Genomic DNA, 19,515 nt, shown 5'->3' with positions numbered 1-19,515 from the left:
TGATCCCCCATGTCTCAATCCACACCTCAAATTAAATTGGATATAAGGCAAGGTGGAGTTCAACACGCTCCACCATTTAAATTAAAGGCGAACTATGCAATAATAACTGACTTAAACAAATGTTTCGGTTGTGCAGGCTGTCAGATGTCATGCAAAGAATGGAACACCTCAGGTATGTTTGGACCTTTGCCAGATCTAAATCCATATGGAGAATTAGATGTAATGTTCTGGTTAAGAGTACTTTATGTGGAAGTGGGAACGTATCCTCAAACTAAGGTATATAATATTCCAATAAACTGCTTCCATTGCATTAATGCGCCTTGTACAGAAGTTTGCCCAGTAGGTGCTACCTTTAAGAGAACTGAGGATGGTATAGTATTGGTAGACTATAATGAATGCATAGGCACAAAATACTGTATATATGCATGCCCATATGGAAATAGATTCTTTGACTACGTAGAAGGTGTAACAAAGAAGTGTACTCATTGTTTCGATAGAATTTATGATCCAACATTACCTCCAGAGGAGAGAATACCAGCATGTATCCATGGCTGTATGGTACAGGCTAGAATATGGGCTAACATTCTTGATCCTACAGATCCAGGGACAATAATGTTCTACGATAAAGGAGGATTTGTATTAGGACCAGAAACTGGAGCCCAGCCGGCTAGTGGTTACTTACCGTGGAGAAGTAGTTACGCGGCAGATAATGATGTGCAACTACTAAGTGAGGCAGAATATTATAACGTGTGGACAGCAAACGGAGTAGTACAGCTTGGTTCGCAGGGGAATAACTCAACATATACTGAAGGAAATAGTTCCAATTCAACTTCAAGTGAGTAATTTTTTAGATTTGGTGATTGTATTTTGTCAGTTACAGCTTTATTAAATTTAAGACATGCAACTTATGATTTGTTTGCAGATCTATTCCTTTACAAATTCTACGAGGAAGAATACAAACAGCTTCAAGAAAAACTGGACCTAATTGATAGGGAGATAGGAAAACAGTTAGAGGAGATAGGTATTAGAGTCAAGGAGATAAGGAAGGTTTTTAGTGACTTAGAGAGGAAAAACTACCTTATAGAATATTCTACGCTTTTCATAGCCGGAGTTGGAGTTAAGTCGTTAATACCAGTGGAGAGTAAGAGACTCTTTAATTTAATGGGAGAGAAGATAGCTACTTTTAAGTATAATGATGTCATAAGATTTTATAAAAGCAGAAATCTTGTTATGAGGTTCACCTCACAGTTTAACCCAGAACCAGATCACATTTCCTCATTATTGGCATTTATGTCAGTACTAATTGAGGAGGAATACGAATATAGAAATCAAGGTAAAGATCCGTTTAGGATTATTCAAGACGAGAAAAACTTTGCAACAACTCACATTTTCTCATGGATACCTGATTGGATTAACGATGTTATTCGTGATCCAAGATCTAAAATATATAAGGTGGTCTGTTCTGAGCTTGATCATTGGTTAAAATTTGAGAAGAAATATCTAGGTGTAAATTAAATGTTGAACGCAGGTTTAATAGTCTCAAAGAAAGCTAGGGAAATAATAGGAGATGAGATCTTAAAAAGGGTTTTCGATGAAGCTAAATTATCTTATGTAGCAGAAATGGGAGATTACATCTTAGAGGATATCAGAAATAACGAGTTAAGAGCATTATTATTAGTAAATGAGAACGGAAAGGAAAGGTGGATGGAAGATATAGATCAAAAGTTAGGAGTCTCGCCATTAGCTATCTTAATAATTCCCACAAATTGGTTTAAGGGTAAAACTGAAGATTACATTTTCACATTACTTACTGCGTATTCGATAAGAGCAGAACTCATGGACTTAGTCTATAGAGTTCAGCCTACTCGTTCCTCTTCAGTTTCTAGAAGATCCCTTCTGAAATTAAAAATGTATGAATATAAGCCATATCCAGTGTTATTTGCAGAGGTTCATGCTGAAAAGGAGATAAACAAAGCAATTGAGTCATGCCCGCAAGGGTTAATAGTAAAAGCTCCAGAAGGTCCATCAGTAGCCTATCCAGAAAAATGTACAGCTTGTGGATATTGTTCTGCCTCAACGTATTTGGGATATCTCGAAATCCCTGTAGCGACAACTGATCAAGTTGTACAATTCATCAATACGATAACGCAACATTATAAGGAAAAGCCGGCTTCAATATTATTTACGGATTCAATCATAGATGAAATACCAGAGGGTGTATTCCCATTTATAATGCCCTGCACAGCTGGAGTTCACGATTCCTTTGTGATGGCATCATATTCTGCTGGACTAATGCCAATAGTTCATGTTTCGTCTAAATGTGAAAGTAGAGAGATAGCCTTAAAAAGGTTAGAAGAATTACCCTCTCATTTTCCTGGCACAAATTTAAATATTTTAAAGGCTAAGGATGATGAAGAACTAGAGAAAATACTCTCGACATTAAAGCCTATTAAAATAGAGAAATCCGAAATACCTCTAGATGTGATATTACAACGTAGCAGAAGAAGGTCACTCCTAATATGGTCAATTGAAGAAATGTCTAAGAAAATTCAGCTTAATCAAGACGACTTCGTCCCTGGTGTCTATAACGTTGAAGTTGATCCTACTAAATGTGTATTGTGCGGAGTATGTGTGAGAGCATGCCAAATGCTTGTTCCAGAACTTAAGAACAATAACGTACTAGAATTAAGTTATAATATACCTTATTGCATAGGCTCTCAGAGATGTGTGAAAAATTGTCCAGAAAATGCAATAACACTAACTGGTTTTGCTAGAATATCTGATCTCAAGGTGAAAATTGTAAATAAAGCGAGCGTAACTAAGTGTAGGTTCTGTGGAAAACCCATAGGATCTGAGAAGGTGAAGAATAAAGTGGACACTCTATTATTACAATATGGATTTGCGGGAACTGCCCAGTATACTGATATCTGTAATGATTGCAAACAAAAGTTATTAACTAAAATTTGGATAGAGAGATATTTAAATATTAAAAAGGGTGTAAATACCAAATGATAACCTATCTGTTAGATTTGGCATCAATATTTGACCTTTCTCCCCTAGAGGTTTACAACAGTATTACATCATCCTTATCCAGATATTATCCCCCTGACAAATTAGTAAAAATAGTTATGGATAATTTTGATATTAAAAACATAAAACCATTTCCCGATTTTCTATATCTAGATGAATTAAGCTATAGAGGCAGGATACTCGTAATAACCAATTTGCCTAAAATCGACGTGAAAATACAACTGATGAGATACAACATAGACGTTTTCATTCAAGACGTGATATCTCCAGAAGACACTGGAAATTACTTTCCTTCTAGAGAGATCCTTACTTATATTTCCAAAAGATATAACACTTCGTTAGCTACAGTTGCATTTATAACACCTAACGTGGAATACGCATTATTTACCAGCTCTTTAGGAATACGAACAATTTTATTAATAAAAAATAAAAATTCTCAATTACCTAAAGTGGAGAGTAGAAGGAGTTTAAAAGAATTAGTTGAAATTACAGCCCAGCATAACGTGGATTCATTAATGGGTGATTCCTCGTTAAGGTGTACATGATGGCAACGGATACCGAAATTTTCAATTGGTTTAAGGAACTTGGAATGAAAGTTGAACTCATTAGGAGCAGTGATCTTTATTTTCATTTCACAGTAGCTCCCCCATCTGGAATGATGCCAATATCTATTATAAGACCGAGACCAGATTCAACATATTATATTGTAGCAGTATCAATAGAATTGGAGCAAGAGAAGCTGAAGAACAGACCAGATATTATAAGTGAAATAAAAAGGGAGTTATTTAAGATGAACGTAGAATTCTTCTTCACACCAGATGACCAAAACCCAAAGGCTATTCAGATATCAAGGATAATTTTCGCAGAGGGATTAACAAAAAACGAAGTGTTAAATAACGTAACACTGGTTAAGAATTCGGCCTTATTACTATTAGAGATCGTAAGGAACAAATTATTATATGATAAATAAACATTAATGGTTTCGCTACTTATCAGCAAGGGATTTGTTGACGATATAATCAGATAAAATACCATAATCCAAAAAGTAGTGTTAACCATTAGATGTTGACAATGCAGCGAGAATTTATACTAGGTATAACTATGATACCTTTTTTAAGTTCTCTAAAGTTTCTGCTTCTTCATTTACAAGAAATAGTTGCTGATAAAGTGGATACATTTCCTCAAATAGGGAGATTTGGGTGGGAGTTATTTCCACAATCTCGTCAACTTCACTATGCATAGCAGTCAAACCATATTACTTGAAAATACTATAAATAATTTTAGCGTTCTCTTAGCAGAGGTGCTAAAAGTGATTAGTGTTTTTCTCTTGTTTTTAGTACTTTGTTAACTATATTTGTGAACCATCTAATTTAGCACGTCATCGTTTATAGAGAAAATACGAAAAATTTCGGAAAAACCCACAAAGTACAGAAGAAGGGTACTAGACTAGATTTTGCCTAAAAATTATTATGCAAACACTTCCTTCCAGAAACGGTAGATTTACGCTACTCTGTAATGGATAGTTGATGAAGTATCTGAAAATTAAGGTCCTTCTCGTAATTAGCGTAAGGTATTCAAAATGTTACACAAACTAAGTTACTAATATAAATAAGCTTGTAAACACAAACTATTTCACCTTCTTATAAGTTTCCTAGCAACCAACATTAAGACAATAAGGAAGCTTGTAAATGAGGAGAAGAGGAAGTACTCCGAAATAAAGCTGTAAATGTTATAGAAAGAATAGTAGTATAGAGAAACACTAATAACCATTAATAGCAACATCATTCCTACCGCTAATATCTTTACGTTATCTTTTCTAAACAGGAAGTAAACCAATATTATAACTAAGCCTAATATTTCCAGAGGCAAAAGGAGGTTTAAAGCCGGTGAAGGGTAAATTTCCGCATAACTTTTATAAGTTGTAACCACAGCAACGTAGCCGTAATGTACTGGGTATTGTAAAGGTAAGGGGTATGTCCAATTCGATGACGTCAATATTATTGGTGCTCTGGGTTCAGTAAACGAGAAATTAAAGGCATATAATAACCCCTGTAAATCACTGTTCTCTACATACTTGGTTATCCATGGGAGATGCCAATTATAATCTATAAAGGCTAATAGCGTGTATCCAGAAAGCGTATAATTATCGATATAAGCTTCCTTAGCGTAAGGAGAGATAATTAATAGGGGTATTCTTTGCCCTAATCCATAGTAATTAATTGCTGGAGGCACCACTTGATCGTAATATCCCCCTCCTTCATCAAACGTTATAAATATCGCTGACGAGTTCCAATATTTACTTTCCATTACGGCATTTATTACCTTTGTTAACATAATTTCTCCGCTAGCAATATTAGATGGGGGGTGCATATCATAACTATCACTCTCTCCTCCTATGAACATTACCCAACTAACTGCTGGCAAATTACCGTTTTTTAGATCGTCAAAGAACTTAGACAAGTTATAAACATGAGACGCGTTAAAACTTGTAAATGCATTTAGAGGAAATGGAATTCCATTTAACATATAAACAAAGTAACCCCAACTTATATTGTTTATTTGTAATTGGTACATAATTGTCTCGTTAAACGGAATCACATCTGACGCGTCATCACTGTAAAAATTAGGTGGAAATCCTGTTAGATACGCCACTCTGTTTGGCTCTGTTAACCCTAAGACCGGAGAAAAGTAGTTATCCGCAAGTACGTATTCTTCAGCGTAATCCCAAAGTATCCAGGCTTGTTGGTAGGAAAAGTATGCCATTGATTGAGGACCAGAGTAATATACGAAACCAATTGGCTTCCCAAACCAATAATCGCCATGGTAAGCAGTCCATCCCTCATAGGGATCTGCTGTAGTCCATGAATCAGCGTAATATGGATGAGAATACGACATTGGAAGCCAAGGTATATCTGGTACGGAGACCCATGATAATACTCCATTACTCTTTACAAGCTGAGTGTAATTCGAATACAAACCATATGGCCACATTACCGATAGTGTAACGTTATTTATTATTGGAGGATATCCGAAGGGATACACTCCAAATAGATTGTCAAATGAATGATTCTCCTCTATTATTATAATTACGTGAGTAATTGGAGTTACAGTAGTCACGGCATAAGAACGAAGACTAGTTAAAATCAGAAATACTGCAAAAAAGGAAAGTAGTATCCATTTATTCATATATCAGATTATACTATTGTACTTTTAAGAATTTCTATATAAAATATAGAGACCTATTACATCTCATATCGTCAGTTATTTCAATTCCATAGAGGATTAGCAACAGGAAAGAGTAGAAGAACGGTATACGTATATCTCAGCTTTCAATTCCATAGAGGATTAACGGGTCAGGGCAAATGATAACGAACGAAGTAGTACCAACCTTTCAATTCCATAGAGGATTAACACTTAGAACTAATAATAGTTTCACAGAATTCGGCATTAGTATTTCAATTCCATAGAGGATTAACCAACACATGACCCTTACTTACCTCAGTTATATCCAATACCACTTTCAATTCCATAGAGGATTAACGCTGAAGTTAACGTCAGCTATAATCGTTGAGATAGCAAGAACTTTCAATTCCATAGAGGATTAACCAACACATTCGTAAAGAACATCATAAACAACGTACGTAGCTTTCAATTCCATAGAGGATTAACCACGGTTACGGCTCTAGGGGCAGTGGGGCACTCCCCTCTTTCAATTCCATAGAGGATTAACCCCATCGTCAGCCGTGAGATGTTGCTCACTATGAAGAGCGCCTTTCAATTCCATAGAGGATTAACAAGAAGAGACTGACTTAGTCGAAAAGTATCGCGAGAAGATAACTTTCAATTCCATAGAGGATTAACAAATCAGATGCTGGATGAGGTTGCAATAAAGGAGAAAGACTTTCAATTCCATAGAGGATTAACTAAGTAAGAGATGGTGGCGTATTGGTGACGTGTAGGTGTCTTTCAATTCCATAGAGGATTAACGTTGCGGTCTCACGGGACGGAGGTAGGGTAGGAAAGGGTGACTTTCAATTCCATAGAGGATTAACTGAGAGTTTTTAAACCCTACTTTACAGTTACATCTCTTACTATTTTTCCTTATAAATCTTTCCTTCTCTAAATCTTGTATTTTTCTCCTCCTTCTTTTTATTTTATTCTATTCCCGGGTTTTGTTGGGATTTTCACGTCTTCTCTATAGAGGTAATTGTTTTAGGTTAACGTCCTACCTTTAAGGAAAGTTAGGTTTAAGGGAATACACTTGCAAAAACGGGACAAAAAATACAGAAATTAACTAATATATCTTAATTTTACTGACAGATTTTAAACACAAGAAAATATCTTCCATAGTTCGTAAATTGGACGTACTAGAATCTTGGAAATAGAGAGAATGAAGGGAATTTCCCTCAAGAGAGTGCCCTGCTTGCTAACAATGAATCTAGTTAGTTAGAATAACCATAAAGAAATATGCCATTAAAAGAGATGAGCCAAAAGCAATTAATTTTAATTAAAGGAGTGAGAATGATCATAATATAAGGGAGAATAATAAAAGCAAGGTGTTTACTGAAATGACCTCACTTTCCTCTATGTTTATTTCTGTTCATATTGGGTAATTTCAATCTTAACCGTCAGATACGAGAATCAATTTAACCTTTACAACCAAATCTGACCGCAAATACTTTTATAATCCTCAGCAGATTAATCATTATGATGCCGCGGTAGCTCAGCCTGGCCAGAGCGCTGCCCTGGTAAGGCAGAGGTCCCGGGTTCAAATCCCGGCCGCGGCTTAACTTTAAAGATTTTTAAGGATAAGCTAAACGTAACATAATAGTATAATTTTCGACTATATAATGGGAGTATTAGTGTACTTATACGATAATTAAGTAGTAGATGTTATGAGGATTTCTCCTTAAGACTTAAAGCAATTTTTAACTAAATTATTCTAGACAATGTAAAGGAAATTATATTCGTTTAGAAATGATATTAGTAACACTTTGTTAAATGATAAGCTAAAAATTTTAGGTTTTTTCTAAATATATCATTTTATGAATAGAAGGGATACTAAAAAAGCTTTTATTAGTTTACGTTAAATAGCATACTATGAATGAAGTCATTTCGATAAGAGTGAAGAGGGAAATTGTTAAGGCTATTGATGAATTAGTCTCTTCTGGTATATTTTCGTCAAGAAATGAGGCGCTGAATTTTATAATATCTCAAGGTTTAAGGGAAGCTAACGAATGGAAAGAAATTATTGAAAAGTCTAGGAAAGTTGATCTGCCAACAATAGATAAAACTCTAGAAGACTTTCTAGCAGAAAGGGAGAGATATTGAAATATTTTGATACAAGTGTTATTATATTATCGATTCTCAATGATCGTAGAAGAAAAAAGCAATAAAAGAATTAGAAAGTGGAGGAATTATCTCAGGTTTAGGATTAATTGAGCTGATTAGCTATTTATCAAGAAATCTAAATGATTCGCCATTACCTTATGCAATAAAAATTCTCGCACAGTTTAACATAAATGTTAGAAGTACATCTAATTATACAAATACACCATTAGGCATTATTCTTGAGGTATTTTATTATGGAATAAAATTAGCTAATGTTGCAAAGCTAAGAACTTTGGATTTAATTCGTATAAGTTATGCAATATTATTAGGAGCTACTGAGCTAGTGACTGCGGGCAAAGAATTCATTAAAGCAAAAGATTTATTAAATAAATATGGTATTCTCCTTAAAATTATAGAATAATTAATTTGGTAATTATCGTAAGAAATATATAATATATATAATCTCTGCTACGAGTTTAAGGTGATGAGATAGTGTTCAAAGTGAGAAAAATTCAGTGAGTAATTATTTGAGATACGTCTCGTTAATGAATAGTGTTGATAATACTTAAGTTTGAGGGGATAGGATATCTGAGTTAACAGAATACTTTCACTCTCTTTTTCTCCTTTCTTACTGGATACTGACATCTAAGCTAATCAAATTAACCTTAGATTAAGGTGATAACTTGAGACGTAGAGTTAATTTAATACTATCTATCTATCTATATCAAAAACAAGCCGAATTTTATGCAATCCAGACACTCTCTCGTCTAGTTGTTTTTCTTTATTTATGTAATTTTCTAGTTTTTCAAGGTTAGGAATAGTGTAACTGTTTAATATAAACTTTAATTCTGAATTATCAAGTACATTAAAGTCAATAATTCCACGATTTGCATTACCAAGATTTAAAACAGTAAATGTGGTTTCATTATTTTCGCTATTTAATATGCCAGTAATAGATAAGTTAACATAACCGTTTATCGAGATTTGGAGAGGAGCGTAATAGCATAATGCTTCTATTAAAGCATGTATTGTATAAACTCCATCAGTGGCTTTAGTACTTATATTTACATAACTTGTGATCTGTATCAATTCTCTGTAATTCCAGTTTGTTACATAATAGGTTAAAAAGATCCTTTAATTTAAAAGTATAACAACTGTAGTGGTCTCATTTACAAAAACTCCCTAATTGGTAATTGTGATTGCCAAAGGCTGAAGTGCATTCCCGTTGCTACTACGGCATTAGTCCATTGAGCAGTTCCTACATAAGAAAAATTTTACACCTGAAGAATATGCTGATAATGACGATAAAGATAGAATAAACGTTACAATTGAAACTACAGTAATCAAATTCTTCATACTTTTCCCCTAGTTATGACAAAGCGAGTTAACAGACCTTTTTAAAAATTATTTTTATAAATATAATTCTAGTTTAAGTTTCTTTCATTGCTTAAGAGAGATTTTTCTATTCATATATTAAAAGCTAGATTTTTATACTCTTACGATAAGGTTTTTAAACTTATAGTATCTAATGCTTAATCATGAGAAGAAATATAATCTCAGTGATGTTAATTCTATCTTTATTTACAATTTCTTTAACTTCAATTGCTGGCACACAAGTGCTATACTCATCTAATCAAAACATAGAAATAATGCCACTTTCCATCACCTTCTATAATGGGTCAATTTATATAGCTTATGACGTTTTTAACACTACTGATAATTCAACCACATTTTATATAGTAAAAGTCACGAATGGTTCATCAACAATACTAATTGAGGAGGAAAGCCAACCAAACTATACATATTCGGGAAGTCTATTAACTTATGACGGAAAATTATACATAGAGATAACCCTATATAAACTTACATTAGGTTGTCTTGTTATATATGGTAGTCCAGATAATGGTGGATTTTTTGGACAATATGGCATAAGCACTTCCAATGGTCACGAAGGTATTCTACCAGTGCCTGCTTCTGTTGGCGTAAATGTTTCCAATGGTATAAGAATCAAAACTTTTACATCAGTGTCTACTTACGTGTATGTTTATAATGGGTCTTATTTAAAGGAGTTGTTACAATATAAAGGAAAATTATCACTTAGTGTATTGAGTTATGGAAACCATTCTGCCTTATTAACTACGACTAATACTTCCATGTCAATTACATTTAGCAATAATAAGACAGTTACCTTACCATTTTTATCAACAAACCAATTTTCAGAGACACGAGCAGTATGCTTAGCTACGCAGAATGGTGTGATAATAGCTATATATTCTTGTACTATATCTCCGGTAGCAATGATATATCCAATAATATTAAATTATACTTTCTACTACTATAGTTGGAATGGGAAATTAATATCTAAATTTACACTACCACTTAATTTACCACCTATGCCAAGAATTTATTTAAAAGGTTCCTCCTTAATATTAGCAGTAGGGAATATATTATATGCAATCAATAGTACAATTGGATATTCAAAGTTAGTTGTTGCTAATTTGCTTAACGGTGATGTCACTCGTACTTTCAATGTTAATGGCACTCAATTAGGATTAATGATGTTTGGTAATGAGCCATCACTCGTTGTTTACAAGGACAATGAACTAGTAGTATACTTCGTAACAGAGGAAGGATTATCAAAAATTATAACTATCCCAGTAATATTTACAGGTTATGATACGCTTGAGAACAAAATATTCTATAATGGAAATTATTTCATATCTGAGGTTAATATATCTTCATCCTTATTCAATGTTACTGTTTACACAATGAATGGTAGTTATAGTTACACAACTCCTTATTATTTCACAAGTGTGATACCAGTTTCCCATATTTCAAATATAATACTTGGTGTTAAAGATAATAATACTTATTTAATTATCTTAAGTGATAACGGTAGTATTTTAACTACCATACAATTACCTCACGTTACTAAGGTTAATGGTTTACTATCATTACTTTTATATCGTCATAATAAGATATTATTCTTATTACATGATAATATGCTCTACATTACTTATGCTTTACGTAATGTAACTCAAAATATAACATCACTATACTTAGAAACGTACAAATTACCAATAAATTATACACACAACTCAGTATCAACAGACCAAGTAACAAATAGTACGACAACAATACCATCTAATAGGTTAATTTCTTATTCCTTCAATCCGCTAATATTTGGTATCATAGGTGTTATTATAATAGTTATTGCAGTTGCTATAATAAAATTTCTCATTAAGAAAAAATAATAATATAAATAAGTAAAGATATTTATATTATTATTTCCTGTTAACTAACTATGTAAAACTACTTTTAATTTTTAAATACATTACAAAGAGACAAATGTAGAACTTTTAGCATTTTAATTTACCATGGAACTTAAGTAAAGCAAAGTACGACTTTCCTACAAATTTCACGTTCTTCTGATAAGAAGTAAAAGGGAATATTGCATACTCTTACATCAATAATTTCCAAAAGTTATCTTATACTATGCGTCCTTGGATGACCAAATCCTAGCATTATAGAGAAGTTTTGATGAATTTGTAGTTTTGGTATCCCTTCTTCTTTTTATTGTTTTTCTCTTTTGTGTTTAGGGCTTATTTTTCTTTGAGGGCTAGTCTCTAGATTTCTTCTGAGGTTTTGCTCAATAACCAGTTTTCACTATTTATTTTTGGTGCGAGCATAAGCACCCTCGTGTTCATGAGTTGTAAACTCATAGTAATATCTCGTATTCACACCTTTAATTGTATTACTTGAAAATAATAGATTCTCTTAGAATTTTTTGCTATTATTCAATTTTGCAATTCGCAATGGAGACGTAAAACGCCCGTGTAGTAAGTATTTAGAGTTTTCACATAGTGTCGTCATAAAGGTATAAATATTTGTATAATTAAAGCATTACTATGGGTAAAAGGGGTAGAAAACCAGTTTATAGGGAGATAGCTTGCCCTTCGTGTGGCAGTAATCATGTAGTTAAAAAGGGTAGGGTGAGGGGTAAGCAGGAGTATCTTTGTAGGAATTGTGGTAGGCAATTCCTTAAGGGTGCTAAGCATCGTTATGATGAAAGTGTAAGAGAGAAGGCTTTAGAAATAGTATGAGCATGAGGGCTATTTTAAGTTCTAAAAGTGCCTTTAGGTACTGTTTTCACATGGATCAAGAGGTATGGCAAGAGAAAGTATGAAAAACTAACTGAACTTTGGAGTAAGGCTAAGGATGTAGTGGGTGAGGGTGTTAAAGTTGTTGATGAAATATGGACCTATTTGAATAAGAAAGCATTCTACAAGTGGGTTTTTACCGGATTTCTCTTCTCTACTAAGGGTATGTATGTTTCCTTCTCTGTTGGAAATCGTGATGAGAAGACATTCAATGAACTTAGGCAATATCCCCCAGAGAAGGGAACTTGGGTAACTGACGATTACAACTTGTACTTCCTCCTACCCCAACATACTGTTGTTTCTCCAGTTAATCCTAACGAGTCCCTCCACTCATCCCTACGTGATAGGCTAGTAAGAGGGCTACCAAGGCAGTTAATAGGAGCATAAACATGATGAAGTGCTCATTAGCGTTAGTATTATGGGAGAGAGGGCTGGTTCCAGAATTTATAACTTCATGATGACACTATGAAGTAATGAAATCTTAAAGTGAATTAGTAAGATAAGGAGCAATTTCATAGCTTTTTCAATAATAAACACTTATCAATCCACACCTTATGTTGTAAGCATACTAAAACTGACTTCCTCCCCGCCATCAAAATGGCGAGGATTCCCCTCATCGATTCGTGATTACATCTCTCATTTGAGGGGCACTTAAGAGGGTCAGAGACCCCCTCGCACAAAGATTCATTACAGCTATGAAATCACGATGATCCTCAAAACCACATTTTACACACTTAAGCATCCTATACCCAGATTCAACCATTTTCTCTCCACACTTGGGACAAGTAGTTGAACTATACGCTGGCTTAACATATATTACATTTAATCCATGCTTCTTAGCCTGCCATTCAACCCATTGTTGAACACGTCTATATTGCATCAAATATAGTTTCTCCCTATAATTCTTCTTCAACCCCTTCACATGAGAAATCATCTTATTCAGATCCTCTAGGACTATGTAGTTAGCGTTTAGCCTCTTTGCTTCCTCAACTACCCACTTACCAACCTTTTTGGCAAAATCCTGCACAATATTCCTCGCCTTTATATGAAAACTCCTAATCCTACCGAGAATTCTCTTATTCTCCCTCCACCTCTTGGGGTACTTTTTCTGCAGATTCTCAGCAAGTTTCTTATAATGCGCTGAATCATCTAGACGTGTTGGAATTTCTATAACTTTACTCTCGTTACCTAACGTGATGAAGTCCATGTTTATGTCAACAGCCATAAGCCCCTTAACTTGCTTCTCTACTTGTACTTTCTTTTTCATTGTCACGTTGAGATACCAATTATCTCCTCTCTTAACTAGTCTTGCTTCTTTCACTTTGAAGTCCTTGTACTGTGAAAGATTGTGAGGATATCCAATGATTTTCACTTCCTCTCCCAGTATCTTTGCAGTCATCGTGTTGAAATCAACAGTATAACTAGCTTTTGGCGTTAACCATAAGGAAACGTTCCTTAAGATTGGAAATCTCCCTTTTTTGGGATTCTTTAGCCAACTCTTATACACGGCAATAGCATCACGATAGCAATCTTGAGCAAGTTTTGGTTTCAAACCAAATTTCTCCCTGAGGACTTCATACAATGCTTTGTGGACTTCTTTTAGAGAGGTGGTTTTGTGTTCATACAACCATTGTAGAACGAACCTCTTGGCACGCATATATTTCTCGGCTAAGGGCTCCAGAGCCGAGGAGGAGATCTTCATTTTGATTGTCACGATCTCCTCCTCGATGGAGCTGTCCTCGCGGACAGCTCGCTCTGGAGCTTGTAGCATGAGTGTTTTTCTGTTTTTGCTTTTATTTTAACTTTTCGCGGGTATTCATCTCCGCCTTAAAACGGTAGTCCCCAAATTCAATTTATGAAAAATATTACTTGAAATTTATTTTAAGATAACAGAAAAGAACACGAATTAAAACTCAAGAAACAAACTGAACTCAACGAGAGAAAAATACTTGTGGGAGAGTAGGTAATACTAGAATAGTGATAATACCCATGAACCCCCTACCCTCCCACAATATAAACATTCAAAAACTAGCCTATATAACACTTTCCTTACTAAACTTCAAGGGAAGAAAAGGAGAAGAAACAGCAAAAACACTAATATCAGCTTCCATATGGCAAGACTCAATAGAAAACAAATCAAAAGAATACAAAACATCACCACAAACCATAAGAAATTACATAGAAGAACAAGGAATACAACTAGTAGACAAAATGCTACAAGAAATACAAAAAATTGCACTAGAACAACTAAAAGGAGTAGAGGAAGTGAACATAAGCATAGACTGGACGGGAATAAAATATTGGGGGAAAAAGGTAGAAGGACTAGGAAGCGGAGAAAAAGGATACCAATGGAACTACGCAACAGCAACAACAAAACACAACGACAAAACCATAATCCTAGCGTTCACACAATACACAAGTGGAATGAGCAAGGATGAGATAGTGAAAATGCTAGTGGAACAAGTCCTTTCCCTAGGATTCAAAATCGGTATAATAGCACTTGATGCAGGCTTTTATAGTATTGAGGTTATAAGGTTCCTCTCGCAATTCAAGTACATTATTTCTGTTCCAGTTGGTGATGTTAAGATTTATGATGAGTATGATGGTACTTATACTACAAGGAGTAAGAGGGAGAAGGATCAAGTTAGTTTTAGGTTGATTGTTCATGCCCGTGAGGTTACGAGGAAGGGTAAGTGTCGTGTTGAGTATGTTGCTAGGGGTACTAATCTTGATTTACCTAAACATGAGGTTTTGAGGTTGTATGATGAGGTTAGGAATCCCATTGAGACTTCTTATAGAGAGATTAAGAGTTTTCTTGTTTTTACTTGTTCTAGGAGTTGGGTTTTTCGCTTGTTTGTTTTCGTTTTAGCTATGTTTTTGTACTCTTTGTTCTTGTTTTTCAAGGGTGTTGTCAAGAGGGTTGATTTCAAGCTTTTCCTTGCCTTAATCTTTGTAAATGAGATAGAGAATGAGTTTATATCACGATTTATTAAAGTTATGGAACCGCTTTTTATTAACTTCAATTTATTTTTAAGGAGGTGATTTTAGGGACTACCGTAAAAAGGCGAAGCTTTCTGCCCGCAATTTTTGTAACAAAGGAAACGTTCCTAATCAATTTTTACAACTCTGATCTTCTAATTGTTATTAATTATGATTTTTTCTAGAAGATACTAAACAAATATATAGAGGAAATTCTTTAAATTCCTAAGTTAAAAATAATTGTAGAATTCCTAACTCTCCTTCATTACTCTACATTGTATAACTTCAATAATTCATCTAATCTTTTAGCCTCTTTTTTCATTTCTTTGACATATGGTGAGGAATGATTTTCCCACTCTTCTCTAGTATATGCAAAAAACTCTATTCTTGGTCTTAAATATTTAGATAGTAATTCTATTCTGTTAATATAGGACATATTCTTAAAATCATCACTTATTATGACTAGATCAATATCACTTACATCTAGATAGTCTCCTCTGGCTCTTGAACCAACTACGTAAATATCTTCTATATTAATAATTCTCTTTAGCTCTATAATAAATTCTTTAGCTCTCTTTAACATTTGTTTTTGGCTTTCTATTGTAGATTTCGCTTTACCCATTCTATCACCCTTTGAGCTCTAACCAATAACTCTTCGGCATCAGACCTCGTATATATTCTTGCTGGAACACCGTTCGCAGCATCTGGATATCTGGAGATTGTATAATGTACAGTAAGTTTGTTTGCATCTTCGAATATCTCGTCCACTGATACTCCTAGTTCTTGCTTAATTATCTCAACAATTTCATTTAAATCATGAGTTCTCACTATTTTTCCTTTCTCAATTAGGAAAGCTTTTAGTGCTTTTTCGGCAGCTTGCTGAGACCAAAATGCAGAAGCATAATAATGGCCAGCATTAATAATATCTTTGGCTGTGTTGAGATCCTCTATTGCTTGCTCTAACCACTTTCTTGCTTCATCTCTCACAATAAGAGATTCAATCTAGAGTTTTTAAGTTAAAACTTGACAGTGAGTATCTTAAGCAATCTCTATTTAACTTTTCTCGAATGAGAGATCGTTGGAAGTTTAATGAGTTATATTCTGACTTCTCCTCGACTCTAAGAGTCTTTCTGCCCGCCTATTTTTGTAAACTACTCTGCCCTTACGAATAGATCATTCCATCTTGCAATGTGAAGTAAAACAGATGTTCCCCCCATAGGCGGTTCCAATCCCATCCAGAATATAGGGATGTTTCAGTTTCATCTTGTAAAAATATATAATTTATAAAAATTAATTTATTTAGATTCAACTAAAATTATAACCATATATAACAGTTATTGGTATAGAAATTGATTGTGTGAAATTTGTAAGGTAGTGAAGTATATCCCATATTTTTACTTGCTAAAATAAGAGATTAAAATAAGGAATCTTTTGCATCTATTACGATTTTGCAATGCAAATTTGTAGAAGATGTACGTGCTTTACTTCTAATAATACTATTAATTTACGCAATAGAATGCTAACTTCCCATCAGATATTTTCGTATGTATATCCTAATCTCTTTAACTCTTCTTAGTGCCTTAAAATTATTCACTATCTCATTTACCTTCACCATATCTTTCTCCCTAATAGATAAATTCTCGGCCTCATTTTTACCTAATTCACTCAAATAATATACAGTTCTCCTTTTTATTAAGAGTCCTTTCTTTAGCAAAGTATTTAGATGAGACTCTATTCTGTAGCTATATATAAAATATCTCCTATTCCATCTAATTGAAAATAGCGGTTCTTGGACCTTGTAATTTTTGCTTAAATAATCATATAATATAAAAGAAAGGGCAAATAATCTAGTCTTATCTATCTTATCATTATATCTATAAATCGTAAAGAGTATTAACGAATCAACGGTTATATCGTATTTGACTTCTGGCTCCTTACATAATTTCTCTATATCGTTCTCAATTGATTTCAGTATATAATAAAGGGAAATCCATGAACCGTAAACTTCTACTTCGTCTAACGCCTCTTTTAGGATTTGCTTTAGCCTGTTCATTTATACCTTTCCTCTAATTCCACTATGGCAATTGCTAATCCCGCATGAGGAAAAGCTTGAGGGAAATTACCTCTGGGCTCACACGTATTTTGATCTACGTGCTCTGCTAATAATAAGGACGAAGTGGAACAGTTAATTAACCTTTCAATAACCTTCTTAGCCTTATCTATCTCACCTAACCTTATGTAAACCCTAGCTAACCATGTGGAAACTAAAGTAAATGGATGTTTAACGCTTCCCAGAAAATCGTCCTTATACCTCAACAGCAAACCCTCTGAGACCATTAACTCGTTCTCTATGACTTTTAACGTTCTTAGGAATCTGGGATCCTTAGAATCTATAAAGCCATATAGTGGCAATGTTAGTAAGGCGGAGTCCACTTCGCTACTGCCATAATATCTGACAAAGTGCCCTAACTTTTCTGAATAACCGTTATTCATGATGTCATTCCTAATTTCCTCCGCTATTCTACCCCACTCCTCAGCCTCTTTTTTATATCCCAATTCCACGCTAAGTTTACTTGCTCTATCTAACGCTACCCAATTCATTACTTTAGTGTGTGTGAAGTGCTCTTCCACTCCTCTCTGTTCCCATAGATCAGTACTCTTTGATTTCCAGCTCTTTTTAGTCCATTCAGCTATTGCCTCTATTGCCCACCAGTTATCGTTAATGTAGTTCACATCTTTACTGCTTTTGTAATATTCATATAATGCGTTCATATAGGCTCCTTCAACGTCCATTTGAATCTGCATATAGGCTGCATTACCAACTCTAACTGGAAATGACTTTTTGTGACCCTTAAGCCAATCTAGAATTTCCTCTGCAGGAGGAGCAGTACCATCAATGGTATAGAGAGGATGATCAAAACTCTTGGACGAGGGATCTACCATGGAAGTGAGAAAACTCAAAACATCTCTAGCTTTACTCAATAATCCTGCTTTTATTAATGCCTCAGCTGAGTATGAAGCATCTCTAATCCACACATATCTGTAATCCCAGTTTCTATTACCACCAATTACTTCTGGAAGTGAGGTAGTAGGAGATGCGATAATACCGCCAGAAGGTTCGTATATTAAGCCTAATAATACCAATAGGGATCTGTAATATGCCTCTTCATAGTTATTGACCTTTCTCGCTCTTTCCAATCTTCTTCTCCAATACGATATCGCCTTATTCATAGCTTCATATGGGTCAGAGTATACGAAACCTTTATTGCTAAATAATCCATATCTAAGATCTTTCGAGTAAAGTAAGTATACGTATCCTTTACCTTTCTTCAGTGAGAATTCAGTGTCGTCTAAAGGTTCGTATTCCCCACCTATTAGTATTTCGACTCCCTCTTTTGATTTAGGGTTTTTGAATATCAAACCCCTCTTAGCTCTAATTATTGCAGGTGATATTAGGCCATATTCAAAGAACGGTTTTATGCTAACCTTAAGATCTATATCGCTTTCATAAATCCTTATAATTCCCGATAGGGAAAGGGGTATAAAGTCAATTATCTCCGCTTTGCCTTTCTCAGTTTTGAACACTGTTCTTAATACTAAGGTATTTTGGATATAGTCTTCATAGATGATTTCGTAACTGCTGTCCAAAGGGGTAATATTGAAATACCCTCCTCTTTCCTCATCTAATATTTTTGTAAATATTGATGGAGAATCGAATCTGGGTAATGGTAACCACTCTACGCTACCCTCCTTTATTAACGCCGAGGTAATTCCGTTTGAGAGAAATTCGTAATATTTTATCACGATATTAGTAAAGATTATTTCCTAAAAAGTTTAGCCTTGTTTGAGAATAACAGTTACAATGACACGAATTAACCAGTATAACTAATTTGAGTACTCACACTTTTCTTCAAAATTGAATATTATAAAAGAAGTTCCCGATATTTCTTAGCAAGAGTACGTAGTCACGTTTTACGAAACTCGTAAAATCTTGAAAGATGTAAAATTATTTTAT

Annotated in this window: 16 protein-coding genes, 1 tRNA gene, 1 pseudogene and 1 CRISPR repeat array; of the genes and pseudogenes, 10 read left to right on the top strand and 8 right to left on the bottom strand. The window is 34.3% G+C overall.

Translation table 11 applies throughout. The features are described 5' to 3' along the window. The first annotated feature begins 9 nt into the window (after positions 1-9). From V6M85_RS06900 to V6M85_RS06880, 5 genes are read left to right on the top strand one after another with little or no spacing between them, the layout of a single operon-like run. The gene (locus V6M85_RS06900) at positions 10-843 is read left to right on the top strand and encodes a 4Fe-4S dicluster domain-containing protein (protein WP_338598254.1); all 834 of its coding nucleotides are present in this window, start codon (positions 10-12) and stop codon (positions 841-843) included. 24 nt (positions 844-867) lie between these two features. After that, on the top strand, positions 868-1,515 hold the full coding sequence (locus V6M85_RS06895; RefSeq protein WP_338598252.1) for a molecular chaperone TorD family protein: 648 nt from the start codon (positions 868-870) through the stop codon (positions 1,513-1,515). Beyond that, positions 1,516-3,012: a 4Fe-4S binding protein gene (locus V6M85_RS06890; RefSeq protein ID WP_338598251.1), complete on the top strand. Its 1,497-nt coding sequence runs from the start codon at positions 1,516-1,518 to the stop codon at positions 3,010-3,012. It begins immediately after the preceding gene. Beyond that, positions 3,009-3,575 carry an HAD family hydrolase gene (locus V6M85_RS06885; protein ID WP_338598249.1) on the top strand — a complete coding sequence of 189 codons (567 nt, stop codon included), beginning with the start codon at positions 3,009-3,011 and terminating at the stop codon, positions 3,573-3,575. The genes V6M85_RS06890 and V6M85_RS06885 overlap by 4 nt, the downstream gene beginning before the upstream one ends. After that, on the top strand, positions 3,575-4,000 hold the full coding sequence (locus V6M85_RS06880) for a DUF2299 domain-containing protein (protein ID WP_338598248.1): 426 nt from the start codon (positions 3,575-3,577) through the stop codon (positions 3,998-4,000). The genes V6M85_RS06885 and V6M85_RS06880 overlap by 1 nt, the downstream gene beginning before the upstream one ends. A gap of 129 nt (positions 4,001-4,129) precedes the next feature. Here the strand turns inward: V6M85_RS06880 and V6M85_RS06875 are convergent, their stop codons facing one another. Then, a complete protein-coding gene (locus tag V6M85_RS06875) occupies positions 4,130-4,270 on the bottom strand; it encodes a hypothetical protein (RefSeq protein ID WP_338598245.1) in 141 nt (46 codons plus the stop codon). Positions 4,271-4,662: 392 nt separating this feature from the next. Beyond that, positions 4,663-6,216, bottom strand: coding sequence for a phospholipase C (locus V6M85_RS06870; RefSeq protein WP_338598242.1), 1,554 nt, complete (start codon positions 6,214-6,216; stop codon positions 4,663-4,665). Between the two features lie 77 nt (positions 6,217-6,293). Then, a CRISPR array of direct repeats spans positions 6,294-7,082; the repeat unit is 24 nt; unit sequence CTTTCAATTCCATAGAGGATTAAC. Between the two features lie 660 nt (positions 7,083-7,742). Here V6M85_RS06870 and V6M85_RS06865 point away from each other — a divergent pair. Both V6M85_RS06865 and V6M85_RS06860 read left to right on the top strand, forming a co-directional pair. Continuing rightward, positions 7,743-7,817: transfer RNA gene (locus V6M85_RS06865), tRNA-Thr, on the top strand. A 313-nt stretch (positions 7,818-8,130) separates the two neighbouring features. Beyond that, positions 8,131-8,361: a hypothetical protein gene (locus V6M85_RS06860; RefSeq protein WP_338598239.1), complete on the top strand. Its 231-nt coding sequence runs from the start codon at positions 8,131-8,133 to the stop codon at positions 8,359-8,361. A gap of 711 nt (positions 8,362-9,072) precedes the next feature. Here V6M85_RS06860 and V6M85_RS06855 read toward each other — a convergent pair. Beyond that, positions 9,073-9,450, bottom strand: coding sequence for a hypothetical protein (locus tag V6M85_RS06855; protein WP_338598237.1), 378 nt, complete (start codon positions 9,448-9,450; stop codon positions 9,073-9,075). Between the two features lie 449 nt (positions 9,451-9,899). Here V6M85_RS06855 and V6M85_RS06850 point away from each other — a divergent pair, with 449 nt between their 5' ends. Further along, complete coding sequence (locus tag V6M85_RS06850; protein WP_338598235.1) at positions 9,900-11,615, top strand: hypothetical protein; 1,716 nt, start codon at positions 9,900-9,902, stop codon at positions 11,613-11,615. A 654-nt stretch (positions 11,616-12,269) separates the two neighbouring features. Further along, positions 12,270-12,979: pseudogene (locus tag V6M85_RS14190) on the top strand (transposase-like zinc-binding domain-containing protein). Positions 12,980-13,134: 155 nt separating this feature from the next. Here V6M85_RS14190 and V6M85_RS06835 read toward each other — a convergent pair. After that, complete coding sequence (locus V6M85_RS06835; protein ID WP_338598230.1) at positions 13,135-14,292, bottom strand: RNA-guided endonuclease TnpB family protein; 1,158 nt, start codon at positions 14,290-14,292, stop codon at positions 13,135-13,137. Positions 14,293-14,510: 218 nt separating this feature from the next. Between V6M85_RS06835 and V6M85_RS06830 the strand changes: the two genes are divergently transcribed. After that, a complete protein-coding gene (locus V6M85_RS06830; RefSeq protein ID WP_338598227.1) occupies positions 14,511-15,563 on the top strand; it encodes an ISH3 family transposase in 1,053 nt (350 codons plus the stop codon). Between the two features lie 202 nt (positions 15,564-15,765). Here the strand turns inward: V6M85_RS06830 and V6M85_RS06825 are convergent, their stop codons facing one another. From V6M85_RS06825 to treH2, 4 genes are all read right to left on the bottom strand, one after another. Next, positions 15,766-16,122, bottom strand: a complete 357-nt coding sequence (locus V6M85_RS06825; protein ID WP_338598225.1) for a nucleotidyltransferase domain-containing protein — start codon at positions 16,120-16,122, stop codon at positions 15,766-15,768. Continuing rightward, positions 16,098-16,487: a HEPN domain-containing protein gene (locus V6M85_RS06820; protein ID WP_338598223.1), complete on the bottom strand. Its 390-nt coding sequence runs from the start codon at positions 16,485-16,487 to the stop codon at positions 16,098-16,100. Before V6M85_RS06820 ends, V6M85_RS06825 begins: the two co-directional genes overlap by 25 nt. Positions 16,488-17,019: 532 nt before the next feature. After that, positions 17,020-17,553, bottom strand: coding sequence for a hypothetical protein (locus V6M85_RS06815; RefSeq protein WP_338598221.1), 534 nt, complete (start codon positions 17,551-17,553; stop codon positions 17,020-17,022). Further along, complete coding sequence (gene treH2, locus V6M85_RS06810) at positions 17,550-19,304, bottom strand: alpha,alpha-trehalase TreH2 (protein WP_338598218.1); 1,755 nt, start codon at positions 19,302-19,304, stop codon at positions 17,550-17,552. Before treH2 ends, V6M85_RS06815 begins: the two co-directional genes overlap by 4 nt. Positions 19,305-19,515: the final 211 nt, after the last annotated feature.

The organism is Sulfolobus tengchongensis (assembly GCF_036967215.1).
Taxonomy (GTDB): Archaea; Thermoproteota; Thermoprotei_A; order Sulfolobales; family Sulfolobaceae; genus Saccharolobus; species Saccharolobus tengchongensis_A.
This window is presented reverse-complemented; position numbering and strand designations above follow the sequence as displayed.